This is a genomic window from Streptomyces sp. JLYT201 (assembly GCF_059448825.1).
The window spans coordinates 3571552-3594071 of the sequence record NZ_CM182551.1; the positions used below are offsets into that span (position 1 = coordinate 3571552).

The following is a 22520-nucleotide window of genomic DNA, read 5'->3' on the forward strand; positions in this document are numbered from 1 at the left end:
CGCCGTCGATTCAGGAGGCCTTCGGCTCACGCCACATGGGCCACATCGTGGGCCCGTCCGGGAGGTCGAGCGCCTCTCCCAGATCGGTGAAGCCGAGGCGCAGATACAGCGCGCGGCTGCGCGCGTTGCTCGCCTCCAGATACGCGTGCAGCCCGTCGCGGTCGCACCGTTCGAGGACGGAGGCGACGAGCGCCGTGCCGAGCCCCTGCCCCTGCCGGTCGGGCCGCACGGCGATCATGTGCAGATACTGGTGCGGCCGGTCGGTCGGATGGATGTCGGACGTCAACTGGCCGATCACCTCCACCCGTTCGTTCGCCGGGTCGACGGCCTCCCGGAGCTGCGCGGGCCCGTCCTCGGGCGCGCCGTCCCCGTGCCCCGCGCCTGCGGGAACCGACCACCACAGCGCCACCGCCGAGCCGTCCTCGGCGATGTCCACGTGCCCCTCGGCGAACGCGAGATCGAGGAAGGCACTCATCAGCGCGCCGTGCCTGCTCCGCCTGCGCTCCTCGTCCGGGAACAGCCAGCTGCTCACCGGATCCCGGTGGAACGACTCGTTCATCAGCCGGACGACGTCCGCCCGGTCATCCTCGACCGCTCTCCGTATCGCCACTTCCACGACCCCACCCCTTCACCGTCAACTCCTCCCCCCGCGCTGCCGGTTGCAGCCTAAGTGATCGTTTCGTGCGCGGCGAGGCGGTGGTACGGCGGCCCGAACGCCCGGCGGGAGGGGCCCGCCTGCCGCATGGCGCGGCACGACGGGCCCCACCCACCGGGCACCCCCCTCGGGCCGGTCGTCAGTGGGATCGGCGGGTGACGAACTCCGCGAGCGTCAGCAGGCCCCCCGCCCGCTCGGGGTCCGGCACCGCGCGGGCGACCTCCTGCAGCGCCCGGGACATCCGGTCGGCGGCCTGCGCCTGCGCCCAGTCCCGCCCTCCGGCCCCCTCGACCGCTCGGGCCATCCGGTCCAGGTCTCCCGCCCGCGCCCTGCGGCCGTACAGCGCGGCCAGAGCGGCGCCGTCCGGGGTGCCGGAGGCGAGCGCGGCGACCACCGGCAGCGACTTCCTGCAGGCCGCGAGGTCCGCCCCCACGGGCCTGCCCGTCCGTGCGGGATCTCCCCAGATCCCGATCACGTCGTCGATGAGCCGGAAGGCGAGCCCCGCCTGCCTCCCGAACCCGTCGAGGGCATCGGCGGTCTCCACGCTCGCGCCCGCGTACACGGCCCCGATCGCGCAGGCGCAGCCGAGGAGCGCCCCGGTCCTGGCCTCGGCCGTGGCGAGACACTCGGCGAGCGAGACCTCGCCGGGGGCGCGCCGCTCCAGGGCGCAGTCCGCCCGCTGCCCGGCGCGCAGCTCCACGACGCAGGCGGCCAGGCGGGCGGCGGCCACCGCGGCCCCCGGATAGGGGTCCTCGGCGAGCAGCCGCTGCGCCAGGCCCCGGAGGGCGTCCCCCGCGAGGATCGCGTCGGCGTCGCCGAACACGGTCCACACGGTGGGACGGCGCCTACGGGTGGCGCCCCGGTCCGTGACGTCGTCGTGCAGCAGCGTGAAGTGGTGGGTCAACTCCACGGCCGCCGCCGCCCGGACGGCCGCCCGCGGATCGCCGCCGAGCGCCCGCACCGCGGCCAGGACGAGCGCGGGCCGGATGGCCTTGCCCGCGTCTCCCGCCGCGGGCGTGCCGTCCGCGCGCTCCCAGCCGAAGTGGTAGAGCGCGACGCGGCGCATCGAACCGGGCAGCGACTCGACGGCGCGGCGCAGCTCCGGGTCGACGCACCCGCGGGCCGCGGCGAGGATGTCCGCCGCCTCGCCCCCTTCCGGAGGGCCGTGGCTCCGGGGTGCCCGCACGCGTTCCGTCACGTCCGTGGTGTCCGTCATGGACCTACTCCGGCGTGGAGGCGGACGGTGGCCGGTCCTTGGTATCCGGGCGCGTGCAGGACGGGTGTGCGCGGCGTCGCTGCAAGGGGCACGGGCGGCGGCGCTGACGCCACGGGCAGGGGCGGCGGGTCACCTCCAGCGGCCGATCTCGACGTTCTCCAGGACGCCGAGCGCGTCCGGGACCAGGACGGCCGCCGAGTAGTACGTCGAAACCAGGTAGGAGATGATCGCCTGCTCGCTGATGCCCATGAAGCGCACGGACAGGCTCGGCTCGATCTCGTCCGGGATGCCCGCCTGGTGCAGTCCGATGACGCCCTGCTCGTCCTCGCCCGTACGCATGCAGATGATCGAGGAGGTGCGGGCCTCGGTCACCGGGATCTTGTTGCACGGGAAGATCGGCACACCGCGCCAGGTGGGGATGCGGTGCCCGGCCATGTCGATGGTCTCCGGGACCAGTCCGCGCTTGTTGCACTCGCGGCCGAACGCGGCGATCGCGCGCGGGTGGGCGAGGAACAGCTTCGATCCGCGCCTGCGGCTGAGCAGTTCGTCCAGGTCGTCCGGGCTGGGTACGCCGTCGTGCGGCTGGAGCCGCTGGTCGTACTCGCAGTTGTTGAGCAGCCCGAACTCGCGGTTGTTGATGAGCTCGTGCTCCTGGCGCTCCTTCAGCGCCTCCACGGTGAGGCGCAGCTGCTCCTCGGTCTGGTTCATCGGCTGGTTGTAGAGGTCGGCCACGCGCGTGTGGATGCGCAGGACCGTCTGGGCGACGCTCAGTTCGTACTCGCGCGGCCTCGCCTCGTAGTCCACGTAGGTGCCGGGCAGGACGGCCTCGCCGACGTGGCCCGCGGAGAGGTCGATGGCCGCCTCTCCGTAGTCGTTGGTGCGCTGGGACGGAAGGGACCGCACCCCCTGGAGGTGGGCGCGCAGGGAGTCGGAGCGCTCCGCGACCTGCTCCAGGTCCTGGCGCGGGAGCGTGAGGACCGTGCACGCGGTCACCGCGCGGACGGTGTACTCCCAGATGGTCTCCGCATCGATCAGCGCATGGTCACCGAAGTAAGCACCGTCGGCAAGGGTGGCGAGGACCGTGTCGTCGCCGTAGGGGCCGGTGCCGATCTGCTCGACCCGGCCGTGGGCCAGCAGGAACACCTCGTCCGCCTGGCTGCCGAAGGACGCGAGCACCGCGCCGGCCTCGAACTCCCGCTGCTGGCAGCGCTGCGCCAGCTCCGCGAGCACGTCCTGGTCCTCGAAGTCCCGCAGCACCGGCAGCTCGCCGAGCTCGGCCGGGATGACCTCGACGCGGTCCCCGGTCTTGATGAACGTGACCCGCCCGTCACCGACCGAGTAACTCGTCCTTCGGTTCACTCGGTACGTGCCGCCCTGCACCTGGACCCAGGGCAGCATCCGCAGCAGCCAGCGCGAGCTGATCTCCTGCATCTGCGGCGCGGACTTGGTGGTGGTGGCCAGATTCCGCGCGGCAGAAGTGCCGAGACTCTGCTGCGGCCTGCCTTCGTCCGTACGGATTTCTTCGCCTACCGACATGGACAATGCCCTCCCGATCCCGTAATGGCGTGCGTTCGTCAGCCTTTCAGTGCGGTGAGTACGGGCGCCATTACACAAATGAGCGGGAATGGATCCGAGCGGACGGGGCACGCTGCCGTTTACCAGGCGCGATCCTTCGTACGTTCGTCCAAGGTCGGTGTCGGGGCGCGCGTCACCCGTTCGGCCCAGCCCCGGATGTGCCCGCGGCGGCCTCCTGATGCGCTCGGTGAATGAGCACCCCCGAGGGCCCGGCGGGCGGCGCCGCCACGGAGCCGGCGCCGCGGCCGCCGCTCGCGCCGCCGGGCGAGCGGGGGCCCCTGCGCTGGTTGCGCGCCGCCGAACGCGCCTTCGCGCCGGTGAGTCACGCACCCGTGACGGTGTTCTTGGTCGTGGCCCTGTGGGCCGTCGGCCTGTTCACCGGCAGCCTCGGCGGAGGGCCCGCCGACAGGCTGCTTTCCGATGTCGGCGCGGGCGTGCCCGCGCTCGCCGAGGGCCGCTGGTGGACACCCCTCACCTCGATCCTGTGGTGCTCCGGAATCGGCAACTACGTGGGGTCCACGCTGCTGTTGCTGCTGATCGGCCCGGCCGCCGAGATCCGTATGGGCTCCGTGCGCACCGCCGTGCTCCTCGTCGTCGGCCAGGTGCTCGGCTCGCTGCTCGGCACCGGCGCGGTCAAGGTCGGCGAGCTGGCGGGCGACGACTGGCCGACCGCGCTCGCCCAGGAGCTCACCGCGACACCGGGCATCGCGGCCTGCGCGGTGGGCGCCTTCCTGAGCTTCCGGCTCAGTGCCCTGTGGCGGCGCAGGCTCCAGCTCGCGCTGATCGTGTTCCCGCTGACGCTCGCCCTCTACGTAGGACACCTCCAGGACGTGCTGCGGTTCGCGGGCACGGTCGTGGGCCTCGCCCTGGGCGCGCTCGCGCACCGGGACGCGCACCGGCTGCGCGTACCCCACGCATCGCACACCGAGGGCCGCGTCCTGGTGGCCCTCGCCGTCGCGGCCTCGGCCCTCGGCCCTCTGCTCGCCACCCTCTACAGGGACGCGCTCGGCCCCTTCGACGTGCTCGACCTGTACGTCTCCGGAGGGCCGGACCCCCAGGAGATCGCCGACGCCTGCGCCGGGCCCGGCCCCGACTGCGACCGCGTGCGCGCCCAGGACCACTTCTACGGCTCTCCGGCGATGCTCATGGGCGTCGCCATCCCCCTGCTGCTCCTCGTCCTCGCCGAAGGGCTGCGCCGCGGGCTGCGGCCCGCCTGGCGGATCACGGTCGCCGCGCACCTGGTGTGGCTCGGCCTCATGGCGTACCTCCTGAGCGACATCACCTCGCACCCCGGCCACTACGTCCTCGAAGGGAGCGACGCCGCCGACCGGAAGGCGGCGATGGTCCAGGCGGTGGTCGAGCAGGCGCTGCTCCCCCTGTGCGTGCTGGTGCTGCTCTTCGGGACCCGCCGCCGCTTCGACCAGCACCTCGGCCGCGCCGCCGTGACAGCGCTGACCGGGGTCATCGGCGGGACGCTGCTGCTCTGCTGCGCCGCCTACGTGGGCATCGGCTACGCAGTGCGCGACCAGTTCGCCCCGGACGCCACCTTCGGGCGGCTCGTCGCGGGGCTGCCCGCGCAGTTCCTGCCGCCCAGCTACGAACCGCTGTTCTTCAGGGGCAGCTCCCCGGTGCCGGTCGGCGGCACGGCGCTGTCGCTGTACGAGTACTGCGGCGTGGTCTTCTGGGTGGTCGCCCTGGTCGCCCTCCTCGTGGCGTTCCGGCGGCCTTCGGTGCGCCAGGACGCGGGCGCGGCGGCACGCGCGCGTGCCCTGCTCACCACTCAGGGCGGCGGCACGTTGTCGTACCTGGCGATGTGGGACGGCAACGACTACTGGTTCACCGCCGACGGCAGGGCCGCGGTCGCCTACCGGGTGCGGTCCACGGTCGCGCTCACCACGGGTGACCCGTTCGGCGTGCCCTCCGCGCGCGGGGACGCGGTCACGGGGTTCGCCGCCTTCTGCGACGAGCACGGCCTGACCCCCTGCTTCTACAGCGTCACCGCCGCCACCAAGGCCCGCACGGACGCGTTCGGCTGGAGCGCGGTGCAGGTCGCCGAGGACACCGTCGTACCGCTGCCGGACCTCGCGTTCACCGGCAAGAAGTGGCAGGACGTGCGCACCGCCCTGAACAAGGCCAAGAAGCAGGGCATCACCGCCGAGTGGCACGTCTTCCCCGAGGCGCCCCTGGACCTCACGGACCAGATCCGCTCGATCTCCGAGGAGTGGGTCGCCGACAAGGGGCTGCCGGAGATGGGCTTCACGCTCGGCGGCCTCGCCGAACTCGACGATCCGTACGTGCGCTGTCTCCTGGCGGTCGACGAGCACCGCACGGTGCACGGCGTGACGAGCTGGATGCCCGTCCATGGAGCGAATGGGGCACACGATTCAGGCCAACCCGTGGGATGGACCCTTGACTTCATGCGGAGGCGGTCGGACGGGTTCCGGGGTGTGATGGAGTTCTTGATCGCGTCCGCCGCGCTGGGGTTCCAGGAGGAAGGAGCCCAGTTCCTGAGCCTGTCGGGCGCTCCGCTCGCCCGCGCCGACGCCGCGGAACCCACCGCCGCGCTGCAACGGCTCCTCGACTACGCGGGCCGCGCCTTGGAGCCCGTATACGGCTTCCGCTCCCTGCTCCACTTCAAAGCCAAGTTCCAGCCCGAGTACCACCCGATGTACATGTGCTACCCCGATCCCGCGGCGCTCCCGAGCATCACGCGCGCGATCGGCAAGGCATATCTGCCGCACCTGTCGGCAGCCCAAGGAGTCCGTCTGATGCGCAAGCTGGCCGCGTAGGGCGGTGGGAGGGGAACTGCAAGATCCGCGCGCTCGTTGCACCACACGTACGCAGCGAGCGCACCAACCGTCAGGAGAAAGCACATGGCAGGCTTCCTGGACCGCGCAAGAGAACAGGTGCAGCAGGGGCTCAACCAAGGCAAGCAGAAGATCGACGAGGTCCAGGCCCAGCGCGCGGGCAACGACCTCCTGAAGCAGCTCGGCGCGGCGTACTACGCGGAGCGCCGCGGCAGCGGCACCCCCGACGCCACCCAGCAGGCCCTCACGGCCCTGGAGGCCCACATCGCGACGCACGGAGACGGCTTCCTGCGCGCTTGATCACCTTCCGCGTAGCGCGCCGTCCCCGTAGCTGACCGAATCAGCTCGCACAGTGGCCCGAACAGCCGCCGAACAGGTAGTTCGGGCCTCTGCTGTTCGGTACAAGCTGCGTACGAGGCGGACCGCGACGGGCGTCCGTCGCGTTCCCCGAAGGAGGCGGCCATGGCCACACCCATGTCCGCGAACAGATTCCTGGACGCGCTGCGCGACGAAGGCCTCACGGTCGTCGAAGTCGGCGACTGGCGCACGCACAACCGCAACCACAAGGGCCCCTGGGGCCCGATGCACGGCGTGATGATCCACCACACGGTGACGTCCGGCGCCGAGAAGACCGTACGGATCTGCCGCGAGGGCTACGAAGGCCTGCCGGGCCCCCTGTGCCACGGCGTCATCACCAAGGACGGCACGGTCCACCTCGTCGGCTACGGCCGCGCCAACCACGCGGGCCTCGGCGACGACGACGTGCTGCGCGCCGTCATCGCCGAGAAGGCCCTGCCCCCGGACAACGAGGCCAACACGGACGGCAACCGCCACTTCTACGGCTTCGAGTGCGAGAACCTCGGCGACGGCGAGGACCCCTGGCCGGAGGCCCAGCTGGACGCCATCGAGAAGGTCTCCGCGGCGATCTGCCGCCACCACGAGTGGACGGCCCGCTCCGTCATCGGACACCTGGAGTGGCAGCCCGGAAAGATAGACCCCAAGGGCTTCACGATGGACGGGATGCGGGCCCGCATCCACGAGCGCCTGAAGTAACCCCGAAGAGAGGCAGAGGGACAATGGCGGGGTGCCGCCCACCCCGCCCGCCCTCACACCCCGGCTGCCCACCCCCCTCCAGCCGGTCACCGACCCCCGCTTCGCCGCGCACGGCGTCCGCCTCCTCCTCAAGCGCGACGACCGGATCCACCCGGCCCTGCCGGGCAACAAGTACCGCAAGCTCGTCCTGAACCTGGAGCGGGCGCGGACGGCGGGCCACGACACCCTGCTGACGTTCGGCGGCGCCTACTCCAACCACCTGCGGGCCACGGCCGCCGCGGGCCGGCTGCTCGGCTTCGCCACCGTCGGCGTCGTCCGCGGCGAGGAGCTGGCGGGCCGCCCCCTCAACGCGTCACTCGCCCAGTGCGCGGCCGACGGCATGCGGCTGCACTTCGTCGACAGGTCGACGTACCGGCGCAAGCACGAGTCCGCCGTCCTGGCCACCCTCCAGCGCGCGACCGCCACCCAGGAGGCGTACGTCATCCCCGAGGGCGGCAGCAACGCCCTCGCCGTGCGCGGCTGCGCGGCCCTGGGCGCGGAGCTGCGCGGACACACGGACGTCGCGGCCGTGGCCTGCGGCACCGGCGGCACCCTCGCGGGCCTGGCGGCGGGCCTCGCCCCGGGGCAGCGCGCCCTCGGCATACCCGTCCTCAAGGGCGGCTTCCTGGGCGAGGAGATACGGCGGCTCCAGGGGGCCGCCCTCGGGTCCCCCACACCCAACTGGAGCCTCGACGAGCGCTTCCACTGCGGCGGCTACGCCCGGGCCACCGACGCCCTCACCGCCTTCGCCGACGACTTCGAGGACCGGCACGGCCTCCCCGTGGAGCGCGTCTACGTGGCCAAGCTCCTGTACGCGCTGACCGCCCTCTCCGAAGAGGGCGCCTTCGCCCCGGGGACCACGGTCACGGCCGTCGTCACCGGCACGCCGCCCGCGCCGGGCCCGGCTCACTCCTCGACCTCCCGATAGGCCGCGGCCTCCTCCAGGTCCAGCTTCCGCAGCAGCGTCCGCAGCAGCTCGTCGTCGATGCGTCGCTCGTCCCGCAGCCGCACGAACACCTCGCGCTCGGCGGCGATGGCCTCGCGCGCGAGCCTGCGGTAGGTGTCGTCCGCGGTCTCGCCCGTCACGGGGTTGGGCTGGCCGAGCCGCTCCCACACGGAGTTGCGGCGCCGCTCCAGAACCGTGCGCAGACGGTCCTGGAGGGGCCCTGGGAGGCGGTTGCGCTCATCCGCCATCAGTTCGTCCAGACGGTCCTCCGCGGCCTGTGAGGCGGCGTTCTGCGCCTGCGCCTCGGCGAGCGTCTGCGCCCGCGCGTCGGGACCGGGCAGCCGCAGCACCCGGATCAGCCACGGCAGCGAAAGGCCCTGCACCACGAGCGTGCCGATGACGGTCGTGAAGGTCAGGAAGAGCACCAGGTTGCGGGCGGGGAAGGGCTCGCCGTCGTCCATGACGAGCGGGATGGAGAACGCGATCGCGAGCGACACGACACCTCGCATCCCGGCCCAGCTGACGACCAGCGGCCGCCGCCAGTCCGTCTCGCTCTCGCGCTCTCGGATCCGCGGCGACACGACCCGTGGCAAGTAGGTCGCCGGATAGGACCACGCGAAGCGCACCACCACCACGAGGACGAAGACCCCCAGGGCGTACCAGACGGCCTGCCCCACGCTGTACTCCCCGAGGTCCCTGAGGACGATCGGGAGCTGGAGGCCGATGAGCGCGAACACCGCCGACTCCAGGAGGAAGCCGACGACCCGCCACACCGCGGCCTCCTGGAGCCGCGTCTCGAAGTCGACCTGCCAGGAGCGGTGCCCCAAGTAGAGAGCCACCACGACCACGGCGAGCACTCCGGAGGCGTGCACCTGCTCCGCGACGGCGTACGCCACGAAGGGGATGAGCAGCGACAGCGTGTTCTGCAGGAGCGCCTCCTTCAGGTGAGTGCGCAGCCAGTGGATCGGCACCATCAAAAGGAGGCCGACGCCGACGCCGCCCACCGCGGCGACCAGGAACTCCTTGATGCCGCCCGCCCAGCTCGCGCCCTCGCCGACGGCCGCCGCGAGCGCCACCTTGTAGGCGGTGATCGCGGTCGCGTCGTTCACCAGGGACTCGCCCTGGAGGATCGTGGTGATGCGCGAGGGCAGCCCCACCCGCCGCGCGATCGCGGTGGCGGCGACGGCGTCCGGAGGCGCGATCACCGCCCCGAGGACGAGGGCGGCGGTCAGCGGAAGATCGGGGATCAGCAGGTACGCGAGCCAGCCGACGACGACCGTCGCGAACAGAACGTAACCGACGGACAGCAGCGCGACGGGCCGCACGTTGGCCCGCAGGTCCAGATACGAGCTCTCCAGGGCGGCCGTGTGCAACAGCGGCGGCAGCACGAGAGGCAGCACGATGTGCGGGTCGAGGTGATAGTCCGGCACCCCGGGCAGATAGGCCGCGATCAGTCCGACGCCCACCAGGAGCAGCGGCGCCGGCACCGGGGTGCGGCGCGCCGCACCGGCTACGGCGGCGCTCGCCGCGATCAACGCCACCAGTGGCAGTACGTCCATGGCAAGGCCCTCCGCCGTCCGCTCGCCCGTCGTAACCTGGCCATCATGAACGAGTGTCCGCACGTCAGCGCGCTGCCCCACCCCGAACCCGAGCCGCTGGGCGAAACCTGCCCGGAGTGCCTCGCGGCCGGCAGTCACCCCGTGCAACTGCGGCTGTGCCTGACGTGCGGGCACGTGGGGTGCTGCGACTCCTCCCCGTTCCAGCACGCGACGGCGCACTTCAAGGAGACCGGTCACCCCGTGATGCGGTCCTTCGAGCCGGGTGAAAGCTGGCGTTGGTGCTTTGTCGACGGTTCGATCGTCTGAGGCCTGGGTACGTCAACCCGACGCTCGTTCTTTCCAATTGGGCCCGCAAAACCCCTAGCCACTGTCCGTACCCGTAGGCTTACTATGAGTGACAGCAACGGGGCGGGGCCCCGGGACACGGAACTGAGCAGCGCGGTAGCGTCACCGCTGAAAGACGAGGTGCGTTACCCGAGTGACGCAGTCCGGGCCGCCGGAGAGCGGCCCCGGAGCCCCGAAAGTGCTTGTACCACCTTGGAGGTGAGGGTGTCCCAGATCGCAGGCGAGCCCGGGAATCAGGACTTCGTAGAGGTCCGCCTTCCGGCTGCGGGTGCCTACCTGTCGGTGCTGCGTACGGCCACGGCCGGCCTCGCGGCGCGCTTGGACTTCACCCTGGACGAGATCGAGGACCTCCGCATCGCTGTCGACGAGGCCTGCGCGATCCTGCTCCAGCAGGCCGTGCCCGGCTCCGTGCTCAGCTGCGTCTTCCGGCTCGTCGACGACTCGTTGGAGGTGACCGTGTCGGCCCCCACCACCGACGGCCGCGCTCCGGAGCGGGACACCTTCGCCTGGACAGTGCTCTCGGCCCTCGCGGGCAAGGTCGACTCCTCGGTCGGCGACGACAAAACCGTTTCGATCAGCCTCTACAAACAACGCGGCGCGGGACCCGGGCCGGCGTGAGGAACGGGGACGGGCCGGTGCGGGACGAAGAGCGCGGAACACCCGGCAAACACGGCACCCACGGCCTGCCCGGCCGCGGCAGGGGCGGCACGCGCCCGGTCGCGGGGCGCGGCGGTCCCGCGGAGCCGGGGCCTGCCCCCGGAGGCATCCCCGAGCAGCAGGCGAGGCCCCACCCGCAGGACCCGGAGCAGTCGGGTCCGGTGACGGTGGCCGAGAAGACAGCGATGCCGGATGAGGCAGAGCCGACCGCCGAGGACGGGCTCGACGGGCCGTCCGGCCCGGGCGGGGGGCGAAAGGACCGAGTAGGCGCCGCACGCAGGGGGTCCCCCCGGGCGTCCAGCACTGGGGGCGCGACCCCAGAAGGGCGGCGGCTGGTGACGGGCGGGACGATGAGCGAGCACGAGCAGCACAGCCGGCACGATCCACAGGACCGCAGCGGCGCGCGAGCGATGTTCGTGGAGCTGCGCGCGCTGACGGACGGCAGCCCGGAGTACGCGGAGCTGCGCAACCGGCTGGTCCGCATGCACCTGCCGCTCGTGGAGCACCTGGCCCGCCGCTTCCGCAACCGCGGCGAACCCCTGGACGACCTGACGCAGGTCGCCACCATCGGCCTGATCAAGTCCGTGGACCGCTTCGACCCGGACCGCGGCGTGGAGTTCTCGACGTACGCGACGCCGACGGTCGTCGGCGAGATCAAGCGCCACTTCCGCGACAAGGGCTGGGCGGTGCGCGTCCCGCGGCGGCTGCAGGAGCTGCGCCTGGCCCTGACGACGGCGACCGCCGAGCTCTCCCAGCTGCACGGCCGTTCCCCCACCGTGCACGAGCTGGCCGAGAAGCTCGCGATCTCCGAGGAAGAGGTCCTGGAGGGCCTCGAGTCGGCCAACGCGTACTCCACGCTGTCCCTGGACGTCCCGGACACGGACGACGAGTCCCCGGCCGTCGCGGACACCCTCGGCGCCGAGGACGAGGCCCTGGAGGGCGTCGAGTACCGCGAGTCCCTCAAGCCGCTCCTGGAGGACCTGCCGCCCCGGGAGAAGCGGATCCTGCTCCTGCGCTTCTTCGGCAACATGACGCAGTCGCAGATCGCCCAGGAGGTCGGCATCTCCCAGATGCACGTCTCCCGGCTGCTCGCCCGCACCCTGGCTCAGCTGCGGGAGAAGCTCCTCGTGGAGGAGTGACCTTCCCCGCTCGCGGGGCCACGCCGGTCGCGGGGGCCACCGTCTTCCCGCCCCTGTGAGGGGGGCACCCCTGTGGGGGGGGCGGTGGCTACTTGCCGTCTTCCTGCACGGAGCCGGGCCCGCCGATGCCCAGCGCCTCGGTCGCCGCGGGGTTCACGAGGAGGACGAGCGCGGCGATCGCGATCGCCGCGAGCGCGATGCCGCCGGGGATCATCGCGCTGTCCGCCTGCAGCAGCTGCCAGGCCACCGGGAGCGCCATGATCTGCGTGATGATCGCGGGGCCGCGGGCCCACCGGCGCAGCCGCAGCAGGCCGCGCGCGGCGATCAGCGGCAGCAGCGCGAGGACGATCAGCGTGACCCCGCCGGTCGTGGCCTGCCGCGGGTTGTCGGGATCGCCCGCCAGCCCCATCACGAGCATGTACGCACCGCCGACGACGAGGGCGAGGCCCTCCAGCGCGGCGAGCGCCGCGGCGGCCGTCAGGCGCCCGGGACGCGGCCCTGTTTCCGGGGCTTCGGGGGTGGTCTTCGGCTCAGTGCTCACGCATCGAGGGTAGCCGCGGGCGGCACCGGCGCGGGCACCGTGGGTGAGGCCCGGGCGAGACCTCGGTCTGGGCCGGGTAAAGACCGCTAGGTAGTCTGCTGCGCATGCGTGCTCTCCTCGTGGTCAATCCGGCGGCTACTACCACCAGTGCGCGCACGCGTGACGTACTGATCCACGCGCTGGCGAGCGAGATGAAGCTGGAAGCGGTGACTACGGAGTACCGCGGTCACGCCCGCGACCTCGGCCGACAGGCCGCGGAGAGCGAGGACGTCGAGCTGGTCGTCGCCCTCGGCGGCGACGGCACCGTCAACGAAGTCGTCAACGGTCTCCTGCACAACGGCCCCTCTCCGGCGGACCTGCCCCGCCTGGCCGTCGTCCCCGGGGGCTCGACCAATGTGTTCGCGCGCGCCCTGGGGCTGCCGAACGACGCCGTGGAGGCGACCGGCGCCATCCTGGACGCGCTGCGTGAGGGAAGCGAACGGACGGTGAGCCTCGGCCGGGTCTCGGGCACTCCGGGGACCGAGGACGAGGCGGTCCCGGCGCGCTGGTTCACCTTCGCGGCCGGGCTCGGCTTCGACGCGGGCGTGGTCGGCCGCGTCGAACAGCACCGCGAGCGAGGCAAGAAATCGACGCACGCCCTTTACGTGCGCCAGGTGGTACGCCAGTTCCTCGGCGAGAGCGACCGCCGGCACGGGGCGATCACCCTGGAGCGGGCGGGCGAGGAGCCGGTGACGGACCTCGTGATGTCCATAATCTGCAACACCTCCCCCTGGTCCTACCTGGGCAATCGCCCCCTGTACGCCTCCCCGCAGGCGTCGTTCGACACCGGTCTCGACGTCCTCGGACTGAAGCGCCTTTCGACCGCTTCGGTGGCCCGTTACGGCACCCAGCTGCTGCGCTCGACCCCCGAGCGGGGACCGCACGGGAAGAACGCGGTCTCGCTGCACGACCTGACGGACTTCACCTTGCATTCGAAGGCGCCTTTGCCCCTCCAGATGGACGGCGACCACCTGGGGCTGCGGACGAGCGTGACGTTCACAGGCGTACGCCGCGCACTGCGTGTGATTGTGTGAGTGGAAGGGCCTAAAGTCCTTTCACTCGAACGTTTAGGCCAGGATCCACCCCATGGAAGTACGGCTGTGACCCAGTCGACACTAAGGAATCAAAAAAAACTTTCCGGAAGGGGTTGTATCCGCCGCCGAGGTTTGCGAATCTCTAGGTGGCGATCGGGACGGCCCGCAACACCGGCCTCTACAGACCGCCAGAACCCCTCCTCTCACCACAAGGTCCACACCAGGCAACTGGGAGTCGGCCCTTCCCGCGCGGAGGGATTCGTGAAAGCGTTCACATTCACAAGCACCCTGCATGTAAGACCCAAGGAGAGGTAGCAGCCATGGACTGGCGTCACAACGCCGTTTGCCGCGAGGAAGACCCCGAGCTGTTCTTCCCCATCGGCAACACCGGTCCTGCGCTGCTGCAGATCGAGGAAGCCAAGGCCGTCTGCCGTCGCTGCCCTGTCATTGAGCAGTGCCTGCAGTGGGCGCTCGAGTCCGGCCAGGACTCCGGCGTCTGGGGTGGCCTCAGCGAGGACGAGCGCCGCGCGATGAAGCGCCGCGCCGCCCGCAACCGGGCGCGCCAGGCCAGCGCCTGACGCCCACGCCCCACGAGCCTGAGCCCGGCGGCGCGTACAGCGCGTACGCAACCCCCGCCCCCGAGCCGCAGCCGCGCAGCACCCCCGGTGCGCATCGCAACGTGAACGAGAAGCCCCGGACCCACCCGGTCCGGGGCTTCTCGCTGTGCGCGGGCCGGGGTTCCCGCCGCGCGCGGTCTCGGCCTGCGCGGCGGCACTCCTTCGGGGGCTCCGAAGAGGGGCCCCGGCGTCACTTGTCGGCGCGTACCGGAATGTCCAGGACGACGCGTGTACCGCGCTCCGGAGCCCGGACCATGTCGAACGTGCCGCCCAGTTCGCCCTCGACAAGGGTGCGGACGATTTGCAGACCGAGATTGCCCGCGCGGTGCGGATCGAAGCCTTCCGGCAGGCCGACACCGTCGTCCTGGACGGTGATCAGCAGGCGGGCCTCCTTGGTGGTGCCGCCGCGCACCGCGGACACCTCCACGGTGCCGGTGTCGCCCTCGCGGAAACCGTGCTCCAGGGCGTTCTGCAGGACCTCGGTGAGGACCATCGACAGCGGAGTGGCGACCTCGGCGTCGAGGATGCCGAAGCGGCCCGTGCGGCGGCCCGTCACCTTGCCGGGCGAGATCTCCGCGACCATCGCGAGGACGCGGTCGGCGATGTCGTCGAACTCCACGCGCTCGTCCAAATTCTGCGAGAGCGTCTCGTGGACGATGGCGATGGAGCCCACCCGGCGGACCGCCTCTTCGAGCGCCTCGCGGCCCGACACGGAGTCGATGCGGCGCGCCTGGAGGCGCAGCAGGGCCGCGACCGTCTGGAGGTTGTTCTTCACCCGGTGGTGGATCTCCCGGATGGTGGCGTCCTTGGTGATCAACTCGCGCTCGCGGCGGCGCAGTTCGGTGACGTCCCGCAGGAGCACGAGCGAACCGATGCGCGGGCCCTTGGGCTTGAGCGGGATGGCGCGCAGCTGGATCACGCCGTCGCCGCCCTCGATCTCGAACTCGCGGGGCGCCCAGCCGCTGGCGAGCTTGATCAGCGCTTCGTCCACCGGCCCCCGGGACGGGGCGAGTTCGGCGGTCGCCTTGCCGAGGTGGTGGCCCACGAGGTCGGCGGCGAGACCGAGGCGGTGGTACGCGGACAGGGCGTTCGGCGACGCGTACTGCACGATGCCGTCCGCGTCGAGGCGGAGCAGGCCGTCCCCCACGCGCGGGGAGGCGTCCATGTCGACCTGCTGGCCGGGGAACGGGAAGGAGCCCGCCGCGATCATCTGCGCCAGGTCGGAGGCCGACTGGAGGTAGGTGAGCTCCAGGCGCGAAGGGGTGCGCACCGTCAGCAGGTTGGTGTTGCGGGCGATGACCCCGAGGACGCGCCCTTCCCGGCGTACGGGGATGGACTCGACCCGCACGGGGACTTCCTCGCGCCACTCCGGGTCGCCCTCGCGCACGATGCGGCCCTCGTCGAGGGCGGCGTCCAGGAGCGGGCGGCGGCCGCGCGGGACGAGGTGGCCGACCATGTCGTCCTGGTAGGAGGTGGGGCCGGTGTTGGGCCGCATCTGCGCCACGGAGACATAGCGGGTGCCGTCGCGCGTGGGGACCCACAGGACGAGGTCGGCGAAGGACAGGTCGGAGAGCAGCTGCCACTCCGAGACCAGCAGGTGCAGCCACTCGAGGTCGGAGTCGCCGAGGGCTGTGTGCTGACGTACGAGGTCGTTCATGGAGGGCACGTGTGCGAGCGTACCTGGCGGCCCGGGCGGGACCCTGGGTCCGCTCCCCCGCGCGCGGGGGCGGCGGGCGCCCCGACGGGCCGCGGCGCCAGGGCGGGACCCTCAACCCGTCCCCAACACCGCAGCCCTTTGGTGCATCGACAGCCGGACTGTGCGGTATCGGCCGCCGATTCGGGAGAAGCCGACGCGGTCAGGGCAGAGAGCGCCGGATCCTCGGTCCGCTCTCCTGTGCGGGGAGGGCGGAGCTTATACCCGCATTGTGGACTAGACCATTCTCGTCTGTCTACGTACGGGGGAGATGTTTGTCGCCGTGCCGCGCGCGGGGGCCCGGAACACGAAGCTCCGGCATGCGGAATCCGCGGGCCCAGTTGAGGCGGACCCGACGACTCGGCAGGCGGAGCCCGACAGCCCAATAGGCGGAGGCCGACGACTCGGCAGGCGGAGCCCGACGGCTCAGTGCGCGGAGGCCACCGGCTCGGGCGCAGGCCAGGCCCGCATCGCCAGCTCCGCGACGGCCTCCAGCTCCTCGCGGGTGGCGCCGTCCCTCGACTGCTGGGACAGGCCCTGCAGGACGGCGCCCACATAGCGGGCGAGCGCCGCCGTGTCCGTGCCCGGGGGCAGCTCGCCGCTCGCCACGGCCGCCTTGATGCGGTCCTCGAACGAGGCGACGTTCGCATTGCGCTGGTCGCGCAAGGTCTGCTCGACCTCGGGTGTCGCGCAGTTGACCGCGGCATGGATGACGAGGCAGCCGTGCGGATGCGTCGGGTCCGTGTACTCCGCGGCCGCCTCGCGCAGCATGCGCTCGACGCCCGCGCGGACGGTCGGCTCCTCGTCCAGCGCACGGGCGCCGAAGGCTCCGTACGAGACGGCGTAGCGCTGGAGGACCTCGGCGAACAGGGTCCGCTTGTCGCCGAAGGCCGCGTACAGGCTGGGCGCGCCGATGCCGAGCTCGCGGGTGAGGTCGGACACGGACGTCGTCTCGTACCCCTGCTCCCAGAACGTGCGCAGGGCCTTCTCCAGGGCCGTCTCACGGTCGAAGGAGCGGGGCCTGCCTCGCTGTTTCGTCGCCATGGGAAAAATTCTATAGCGGGCGCTAGAAAAGAGGGAGCGAGATCGGGTACGGTCTTTGTGTAGCGACCGCTAGAGAAAGGGGGGCGCCTGGTCATGGGTGCGCCGAAGGGGAACGAGACGGGGACGGCTCTCGGGGAGACGGCACCGGGGGCGAGCGGGCCCGCGGCCGGGTCGGCGGCAGGTCGGCTCGCGGGGAGGACCGCGCTCGTCACGGGCGGCAGCCGGGGCATCGGGCGGGGGATCGCCGAGCGGCTCGGCCGGGACGGCGCCCGCGTCGCCGTGCACTACGGCAGCAACGCGGCGGCCGCGAAGGAGACGGTGGCGGCGATCGAGCGGGCGGGCGGCTCGGCGTTCGCGATCGGCGCGCAGCTGGGGACACCGGGAGACGCACAGGCGTTGTGGTCGGCGTTCGACGCCCACGCAGACGGCCTCGACATCCTGGTGAACAACGCGGGGATCGGCACGTCACGCCCCTTCGCGGACACCGACGAGGCGGAGTTCGACCGGCTCTTCGCGGTGAACGCCAAGGCGCCGTACTTCATCACGCAGCTCGGCGCGGAGCGCCTGCGCGACGGCGGCCGGATCATCAACATCTCGTCCGGCGTCTCCCGCGCCGCCGTCATGCCGGACATCATGACGTACGCGATGACGAAGGGCGCCCTGGACGTCTTCACCCGGAATCTGTCGAAGGTCCTCGGCCCCCGGGGCATCACGGTGAACTCGGTCGCCCCGGGCGTCGTGGACACGGACGTCAACGCCGCCTGGCTGCGCGGCGAGGAGAACAAGGAGGCGTGGGCGGGCGCGGCGGCGCTGTCCGCCCTCGGCAAGGTCGGCACCGTGGAGGACATAGCCGACGTGGTCGCCTTCCTCGCCTCGCCGGACGGCCGCTGGGTGACGGGCCAGTGGCTCGACGCCACGGGGGGCTCGCTGGCCTGAGCGACCCCGGCTCCGGCTCCGGCCAGGGCTCCGGCTCCGGCTCCGGCCACGGCCACGGCCACGGCGGGGCTTGGTCGGTCAGCGGGTCTCCGTCACCTTCGCCAGCGCCCTGGGCGCGTCGGGATCCTGGCCTCGGGCGATGGTGACCTCGTAGGCGAGGAGTTGCAGGGGGATGATCTCCAGGATCGGCTGAAGCTCCTCGGCCACGTCCTCCGTCGGAAGCACGAATCCGGCGGACGCCTGCTCGACCTGGGCCTTGGGGCCGATGACCACCAGGTCGGCGCCGCGGCCGCGCAGCCGGTCGAGGACGGGCTGGAGCGCCTCCCCTCCCCTGCCGTCGGTCACCACCGCGATGACGGGCGAGATGTTGTCGACCATGGCGAGGGGGCCGTGCAGGAGGTCGGCACCGGAGTAGGCGAGGGCGGGGATGTAGCTGGTCTCCATCAGCTTCAGGGCGGCTTCCTTCGCAGTGGGGTAGCCGTAGCCGCGAGAGGTGATCACCATGCGTTCGGCGAAGCGGTAGCGCGCGGCGAGGGCGCGGATCTCCTCCTGCCGCGCCAGGAGGTCCGCGGCGAGGCCGGGCAGGGCACCGGCCTGGGCGCCGTCGCTCCCGCGCAGGCCCTCGACGAAGAGGTACAGGGCGAGCAGGGACGCCGTATAGGTCTTCGTCGCCGGGAGGGCCTTCTCCGGGCCCGCGAGGATGTCGATGTGGTGCTCGGAGACGGCCGCGAGGGGCGAGTCCGGGTTGTTGGTGACGGCGAGGGTGACGGCACCGGCCTCGCGGGCGGCCTGGGTGGAGGCCACCAGGTCCGGGGAGCCGCCCGACTGGCTCACGGTGATGACGAGGACGTCCCGGAGGTCGGGCTTGGCGCTGTAGGCCGTGGTGGTGGACATGGAGGTCAGCCCGCAGGGCAGGCCGAGGCACACTTCGAGGAGGTATTTGGCGTAGAGCGCGGCGTGGTCGGAGGTGCCGCGGGCGGTGAGCAGCACGAAGCGGGGGCGCTTCGCCGCGACCTCTTCGGCGGTCCGGCGGATCTGGGGAGCGCCGACGTCGAGGATGCGCCGCAGCACGTCGGGCTGCTCGGCCATCTCCCGGGACATGATGCGGCCCGGCTGCTCGCTGTACGGGGAGGAGGGGGTCACGGTCATGCGTACCACTCTGCTCGCTCCCGGCCGGGAGCGCTCCTTGTTCAGGGGGCTCAGGTACGGGGCCCTGGGGCCGGGCGGGCCTGGGCGGGCTTCGGTTGGCTTGGGGCGCGACGCCCCAAGCCCCGGGAGGGCTCCAGCTCGGCGGCTCCCGGGCACGCTGCCCTCGGACCCCAGAAAGCTCCGGGCGCTCCGCCGGCGTCCGGGGCGGGGCTCCGGGGGCGCTGCCCGCCTCGGTGGGCTTGGGGCGCGACGCCCTCAGCCCCGGGGGGGGGCTCCGTCCCGACGGCTCCCGGGCACGCTGCCCTCGGACCTCGGAGAGCTCCGGGCGCGCTGCCTCCGGGGCCCGGGCGGGGCTCCGGGCGCGCTGCCCGCCGCGCTCCGGTGGCTTCAGGTGCGCTGCCCTGAGGCCCGGAGGCTCTGGCGAGCTGGAGCGCGGCGCCCTCGGCTCGGGAAGTGGGCTTCAGGCCCGCCGCCCTCAGCCCGCCGGGCTGCCGACTCGTCGCGCTCAGCCCGGCGGGGGCAGGGGACCGCCGCCGCGGCCCCGGCAGGCTCGGGGCGCGCCGTCCCCGGCCCGGGCAGGCTTCGGGTGCGCTGCCCTCGGCTCGGAGGGGGGCATAGGACCGTCTCCCCGACTCCGGTGGGTGGGGCGCGCCGCCCCCCAGCTCGGCGGGGCACAGGACCGCCGCCCCGGCCCCGGCGGGCTTCGGGTGCGCTGCCCTCGGCTCGGAGGGGGGCATAGGACCGCCGCCCCGGCCCCGGCGGGCTTCGGGTGTGCTGCCCCCAGCCCGGGCAGGCTTCGTCCGGTCCGGGCAGGCTTCGTCCGGTCCGGTCCGCTGCGGTCCGGCCCGGTGCGAGCCGGCCTCGTCCGGGGGTGCCTACGAAGCCGTGCCCCCGTTCGCCGGGCGTGGTGGGTGGGGAGCCGGAAGCATGGGTGAGAGGGCTGCGCTCCCTGGGGGCAGCTCTGCTAGATTGGTCTATACCACACCGTCCCCCTTCTCCAGATCGGCAGGCCCAGCGTGGAAGTTGTCATCGTCCCGGACGCCAAGGCAGGCGGCGAGCTCATCGCGGAGGCCATGGCCGCCCTGGTGCGCCGCAAGCCTGACGCCCTGCTCGGTGTCGCCACCGGCTCGACCCCGCTGCCCATCTACGAGGCCCTGGCCGCCAAGGTCCGCGGCGGTGCCGTGGACGTGGCGCGGGCGCGGATCTGCCAGCTCGACGAGTACGTCGGGCTTCCGGTCGGGCACCCGGAGTCGTACCGCTCGGTGGTGCTCCGGGAGGTCGTCGAGCCGCTCGGCCTGAGCGAGTCGGCCTTCATGGGTCCCGACGGCAGCGCCGAGGACGTCCAGGGTGCCTGCGAGGCGTACGACCGCGCGCTCGCCGAGGCGGGCGGGGTGGACCTCCAGCTGCTCGGGATCGGCACGGACGGGCACATCGGGTTCAACGAGCCCTGCTCGTCGCTGGCCTCGCGGACGCGGATCAAGACCCTGACCGAGCAGACCCGCGTGGACAACGCGCGGTTCTTCGACGGGGACATCGACCAGGTCCCGCACCACGTCATCACGCAGGGCATCGGCACGATCCTGGAGGCGCGGCACCTGGTGCTGCTCGCGACGGGCGAGGGCAAGGCGGACGCCGTGGCAGCCACGGTCGAGGGGCCGGTGGCGTCCCTCGTGCCCGCGTCGGCGCTGCAGCTGCACCCGCACGCGACGGTCGTGGTGGACGAGGCCGCGGCGTCCAAGCTGAAGCTGGCGGAGTACTTCCGGCACACGTACGCCAACAAGCCCGCGTGGCAGGGGCTCTAGGCCTCCGGTCCGGGTATGCCGACGGCGCCGGGCCGCCTCCCCCGCTGGGGTGGGCGGCCCGGCGCCGTCGGTGTGTGCGTGGCGCTGGACCGGGTGCGGGCCGTGGGTGGTGTGGGCCCACCCGTTCCGCCCTGCGGAACGCCTGCCCACGAACCAGGGGCGGCGTAGAGCCCGCGGCTACGCGCCCGTGATGGCCTCCGCTGCCGCGATGCCGCAGACGCGGGCCGCGCCGTGGGTGGCGATGTGCAGGGCGCCGGTGGGCTTGGCCTGCGGGACGCCCATCTCGACCACGACGGTGTCGGGGCGGGCGGCGAGCAGGTGGTCCACGGCGACCGTCATCCAGGGGTGGCGGTGGGCGTCGCGGACGACGGCGACGATGCGCCGGTCCCCCGCGGCGGCCAGGGCCTCGCGGCCCGCGTCGGCGCCGGTGAAGGAGCCGGTCTCGGTGCCGGGCAGACGGCGGCCGAGTTCGGCGGCGACGCCCCACGGGGTCTCGTCGCCGACCGCGATGTTGGCCACCGGCGTGAAGGCGGCGACGTAGGGGGCGCTGGTCAGCGGGCCCGCGTAGGTCTCGCTGTGGGTGACCGTCAGGGCGCGGCGGGCCGCGCGCAGGCCGATCTCGGTGTCGGGCACGCCCCCCGAACGCCCGGCCGCGCCCGACACCGAGGTCCAGTGCGCGAGCGCCCGGACCCGGGCGGCCGCGTCGGCGAGCCGCTCCTCGGGCAGCTCGCCCGCGCGCACGGCCGCCACGAGGGCGTCGCGCAGACGGCGTACGGTCAGCTCGTCGTGGAGGCCGCCGCCGACGCAGATGGCGTCGCAGCCGGCGGCGACGGCGAGGACGGTGCCGCGTTCGATGCCGTACGTCGAGGAGATGGCCTGCATCTCGATGCCGTCGGTGACGATGAGGCCGTCGAAGCCGAGCTCGCCGCGGAGCAGGTCGGTGAGGATGCGCCGGGAGAGCGTCGCCGGGTACGCGGAGTCGAGCGCCGGGACGCTGATGTGGGCGCTCATCACGGCCTGCGTGCCCGCGGCGATGGCGGCCCGGAAGGGGGCGAGCTCGCGGGCGCCCAGGACGTCCGCGTCGACGCCGATGTGCGGCACGGCGTGGTGCGAGTCGACGGCGGTGTCGCCGTGGCCCGGGAAGTGCTTGGCGCAGGCGGCGACGCCGGAGGACTGGAGGCCCTCGATGTACGCGGCGGTGTGCCGGGCCACCAGGTCGGGATCCGCGCCGAAGGAGCGCACGCCGATGACCGGGTTGTCCGGGTCGGAGTTGACGTCCGCGGACGGCGCCCAGTTGAAGGTGACGCCGCACTCGGCGAGGCGACGGCCCAGCTCGGCGGCGACGCCACGGGTGAGCGCGGTGTCGTCCACCGCCCCGAGGGCGTGGTTGCCGGGGAAGGACGAGCCGGTGCGCACCTCGAGGCGGGTGACGTCACCGCTCTCCTCGTCGATGGCGACGATGAGGTCCTCGCGCTCGGCGCGCAGCTGCGCGGTGAGCGCGGCCACCTGCTCGGGCGTCTCGACGTTGCGGCCGAACAGGCCCACGGCGGCCAGGCCCTCGCCGATGTGGCGGAGCAGCCAGTCGGGGGCGGTGGTGCCGCCGAAGCCGGGCTGGAGGACGGTGAGGGCGTCACGCGTCAGGGCGTCCGGCGTGGATGCGGTAGAGCTCATAAG

Annotated in this window: 20 protein-coding genes; 11 read left to right on the top strand and 9 right to left on the bottom strand. The window is 72.7% G+C overall.

Annotated elements, in window-relative coordinates; genetic code table 11:
* Positions 1-10: 10 nt before the first annotated feature.
* The 3 genes from AC5WAM_RS14250 to AC5WAM_RS14260 form a co-directional block, all read right to left on the bottom strand.
* Positions 11-616, bottom strand: a complete 606-nt coding sequence (locus AC5WAM_RS14250; protein ID WP_495522802.1) for a GNAT family N-acetyltransferase — start codon at positions 614-616, stop codon at positions 11-13.
* Positions 617-794: 178 nt separating this feature from the next.
* Entirely contained in the window at positions 795-1871 is a 1077-nt protein-coding gene (locus tag AC5WAM_RS14255) for a polyprenyl synthetase family protein (protein WP_495522803.1), read from the bottom strand.
* A gap of 129 nt (positions 1872-2000) precedes the next feature.
* Entirely contained in the window at positions 2001-3407 is a 1407-nt protein-coding gene (locus AC5WAM_RS14260) for a family 2B encapsulin nanocompartment shell protein (protein ID WP_366790303.1), read from the bottom strand.
* Between the two features lie 230 nt (positions 3408-3637).
* On the opposite strand from AC5WAM_RS14260, the gene AC5WAM_RS14265 reads away from it, so the two are divergent.
* The 4 genes from AC5WAM_RS14265 to AC5WAM_RS14280 all read left to right on the top strand — a co-directional run bounded on the left by AC5WAM_RS14265 (position 3638) and on the right by AC5WAM_RS14280 (position 8273).
* Positions 3638-6235, top strand: a complete 2598-nt coding sequence (locus tag AC5WAM_RS14265; protein ID WP_495522804.1) for a phosphatidylglycerol lysyltransferase domain-containing protein — start codon at positions 3638-3640, stop codon at positions 6233-6235.
* A gap of 84 nt (positions 6236-6319) precedes the next feature.
* A complete protein-coding gene (locus AC5WAM_RS14270) occupies positions 6320-6553 on the top strand; it encodes a hypothetical protein (protein ID WP_242722809.1) in 234 nt (77 codons plus the stop codon).
* A gap of 162 nt (positions 6554-6715) precedes the next feature.
* Positions 6716-7306 carry an N-acetylmuramoyl-L-alanine amidase gene (locus tag AC5WAM_RS14275; RefSeq protein WP_366790305.1) on the top strand — a complete coding sequence of 197 codons (591 nt, stop codon included), beginning with the start codon at positions 6716-6718 and terminating at the stop codon, positions 7304-7306.
* A gap of 31 nt (positions 7307-7337) precedes the next feature.
* Positions 7338-8273: a 1-aminocyclopropane-1-carboxylate deaminase/D-cysteine desulfhydrase gene (locus tag AC5WAM_RS14280; protein ID WP_495522805.1), complete on the top strand. Its 936-nt coding sequence runs from the start codon at positions 7338-7340 to the stop codon at positions 8271-8273.
* On the opposite strand, the gene AC5WAM_RS14285 is transcribed toward AC5WAM_RS14280, so the two are convergent.
* A complete protein-coding gene (locus AC5WAM_RS14285; RefSeq protein ID WP_366790307.1) occupies positions 8252-9850 on the bottom strand; it encodes a Na+/H+ antiporter in 1599 nt (532 codons plus the stop codon). The two genes, AC5WAM_RS14280 and AC5WAM_RS14285, sit on opposite strands and share 22 nt — an antisense overlap.
* A 45-nt stretch (positions 9851-9895) precedes the next feature.
* Between AC5WAM_RS14285 and AC5WAM_RS14290 the strand changes: the two genes are divergently transcribed.
* The 3 genes from AC5WAM_RS14290 to AC5WAM_RS14300 all read left to right on the top strand — a co-directional run bounded on the left by AC5WAM_RS14290 (position 9896) and on the right by AC5WAM_RS14300 (position 11991).
* Entirely contained in the window at positions 9896-10156 is a 261-nt protein-coding gene (locus AC5WAM_RS14290) for a UBP-type zinc finger domain-containing protein (RefSeq protein WP_138961728.1), read from the top strand.
* 243 nt (positions 10157-10399) lie between these two features.
* Entirely contained in the window at positions 10400-10813 is a 414-nt protein-coding gene (locus tag AC5WAM_RS14295; RefSeq protein WP_138961726.1) for an ATP-binding protein, read from the top strand.
* The gene (locus AC5WAM_RS14300) at positions 10810-11991 is read left to right on the top strand and encodes an RNA polymerase sigma factor SigF (RefSeq protein WP_495522806.1); all 1182 of its coding nucleotides are present in this window, start codon (positions 10810-10812) and stop codon (positions 11989-11991) included. The genes AC5WAM_RS14295 and AC5WAM_RS14300 overlap by 4 nt, the downstream gene beginning before the upstream one ends.
* 88 nt (positions 11992-12079) lie before the next feature.
* Here AC5WAM_RS14300 and AC5WAM_RS14305 read toward each other — a convergent pair whose 3' ends face one another.
* Positions 12080-12532 (bottom strand): hypothetical protein, encoded by a 453-nt coding sequence (locus AC5WAM_RS14305; protein ID WP_366790308.1) that lies wholly within the window; start codon positions 12530-12532, stop codon positions 12080-12082.
* A 104-nt stretch (positions 12533-12636) separates the two neighbouring features.
* Here AC5WAM_RS14305 and AC5WAM_RS14310 point away from each other — a divergent pair, with 104 nt between their 5' ends.
* On the top strand, positions 12637-13605 hold the full coding sequence (locus tag AC5WAM_RS14310) for a diacylglycerol/lipid kinase family protein (protein ID WP_495522807.1): 969 nt from the start codon (positions 12637-12639) through the stop codon (positions 13603-13605).
* 320 nt (positions 13606-13925) lie between these two features.
* Entirely contained in the window at positions 13926-14183 is a 258-nt protein-coding gene (locus tag AC5WAM_RS14315; RefSeq protein ID WP_003992873.1) for a WhiB family transcriptional regulator, read from the top strand.
* A gap of 229 nt (positions 14184-14412) precedes the next feature.
* On the opposite strand, the gene AC5WAM_RS14320 is transcribed toward AC5WAM_RS14315, so the two are convergent.
* Both AC5WAM_RS14320 and AC5WAM_RS14325 read right to left on the bottom strand, forming a co-directional pair.
* Positions 14413-15879 (bottom strand): sensor histidine kinase, encoded by a 1467-nt coding sequence (locus AC5WAM_RS14320; protein WP_366790378.1) that lies wholly within the window; start codon positions 15877-15879, stop codon positions 14413-14415.
* Positions 15880-16341: 462 nt separating this feature from the next.
* Complete coding sequence (locus tag AC5WAM_RS14325; RefSeq protein ID WP_366790310.1) at positions 16342-16959, bottom strand: TetR/AcrR family transcriptional regulator; 618 nt, start codon at positions 16957-16959, stop codon at positions 16342-16344.
* 93 nt (positions 16960-17052) lie between these two features.
* Here AC5WAM_RS14325 and AC5WAM_RS14330 point away from each other — a divergent pair, with 93 nt between their 5' ends.
* Positions 17053-17895 (top strand): SDR family oxidoreductase, encoded by an 843-nt coding sequence (locus tag AC5WAM_RS14330; RefSeq protein WP_495522808.1) that lies wholly within the window; start codon positions 17053-17055, stop codon positions 17893-17895.
* A gap of 78 nt (positions 17896-17973) precedes the next feature.
* On the opposite strand, the gene AC5WAM_RS14335 is transcribed toward AC5WAM_RS14330, so the two are convergent.
* On the bottom strand, positions 17974-19044 hold the full coding sequence (locus tag AC5WAM_RS14335) for an SIS domain-containing protein (RefSeq protein WP_495522809.1): 1071 nt from the start codon (positions 19042-19044) through the stop codon (positions 17974-17976).
* Positions 19045-20060: 1016 nt separating this feature from the next.
* Between AC5WAM_RS14335 and nagB the strand changes: the two genes are divergently transcribed.
* Positions 20061-20846, top strand: coding sequence for a glucosamine-6-phosphate deaminase (nagB, locus tag AC5WAM_RS14340; protein ID WP_138961717.1), 786 nt, complete (start codon positions 20061-20063; stop codon positions 20844-20846).
* 177 nt (positions 20847-21023) lie between these two features.
* Here the strand turns inward: nagB and AC5WAM_RS14345 are convergent, their stop codons facing one another.
* A complete protein-coding gene (locus AC5WAM_RS14345; protein WP_366790313.1) occupies positions 21024-22517 on the bottom strand; it encodes a glycoside hydrolase family 3 protein in 1494 nt (497 codons plus the stop codon).
* Positions 22518-22520 lie beyond the last annotated feature (3 nt).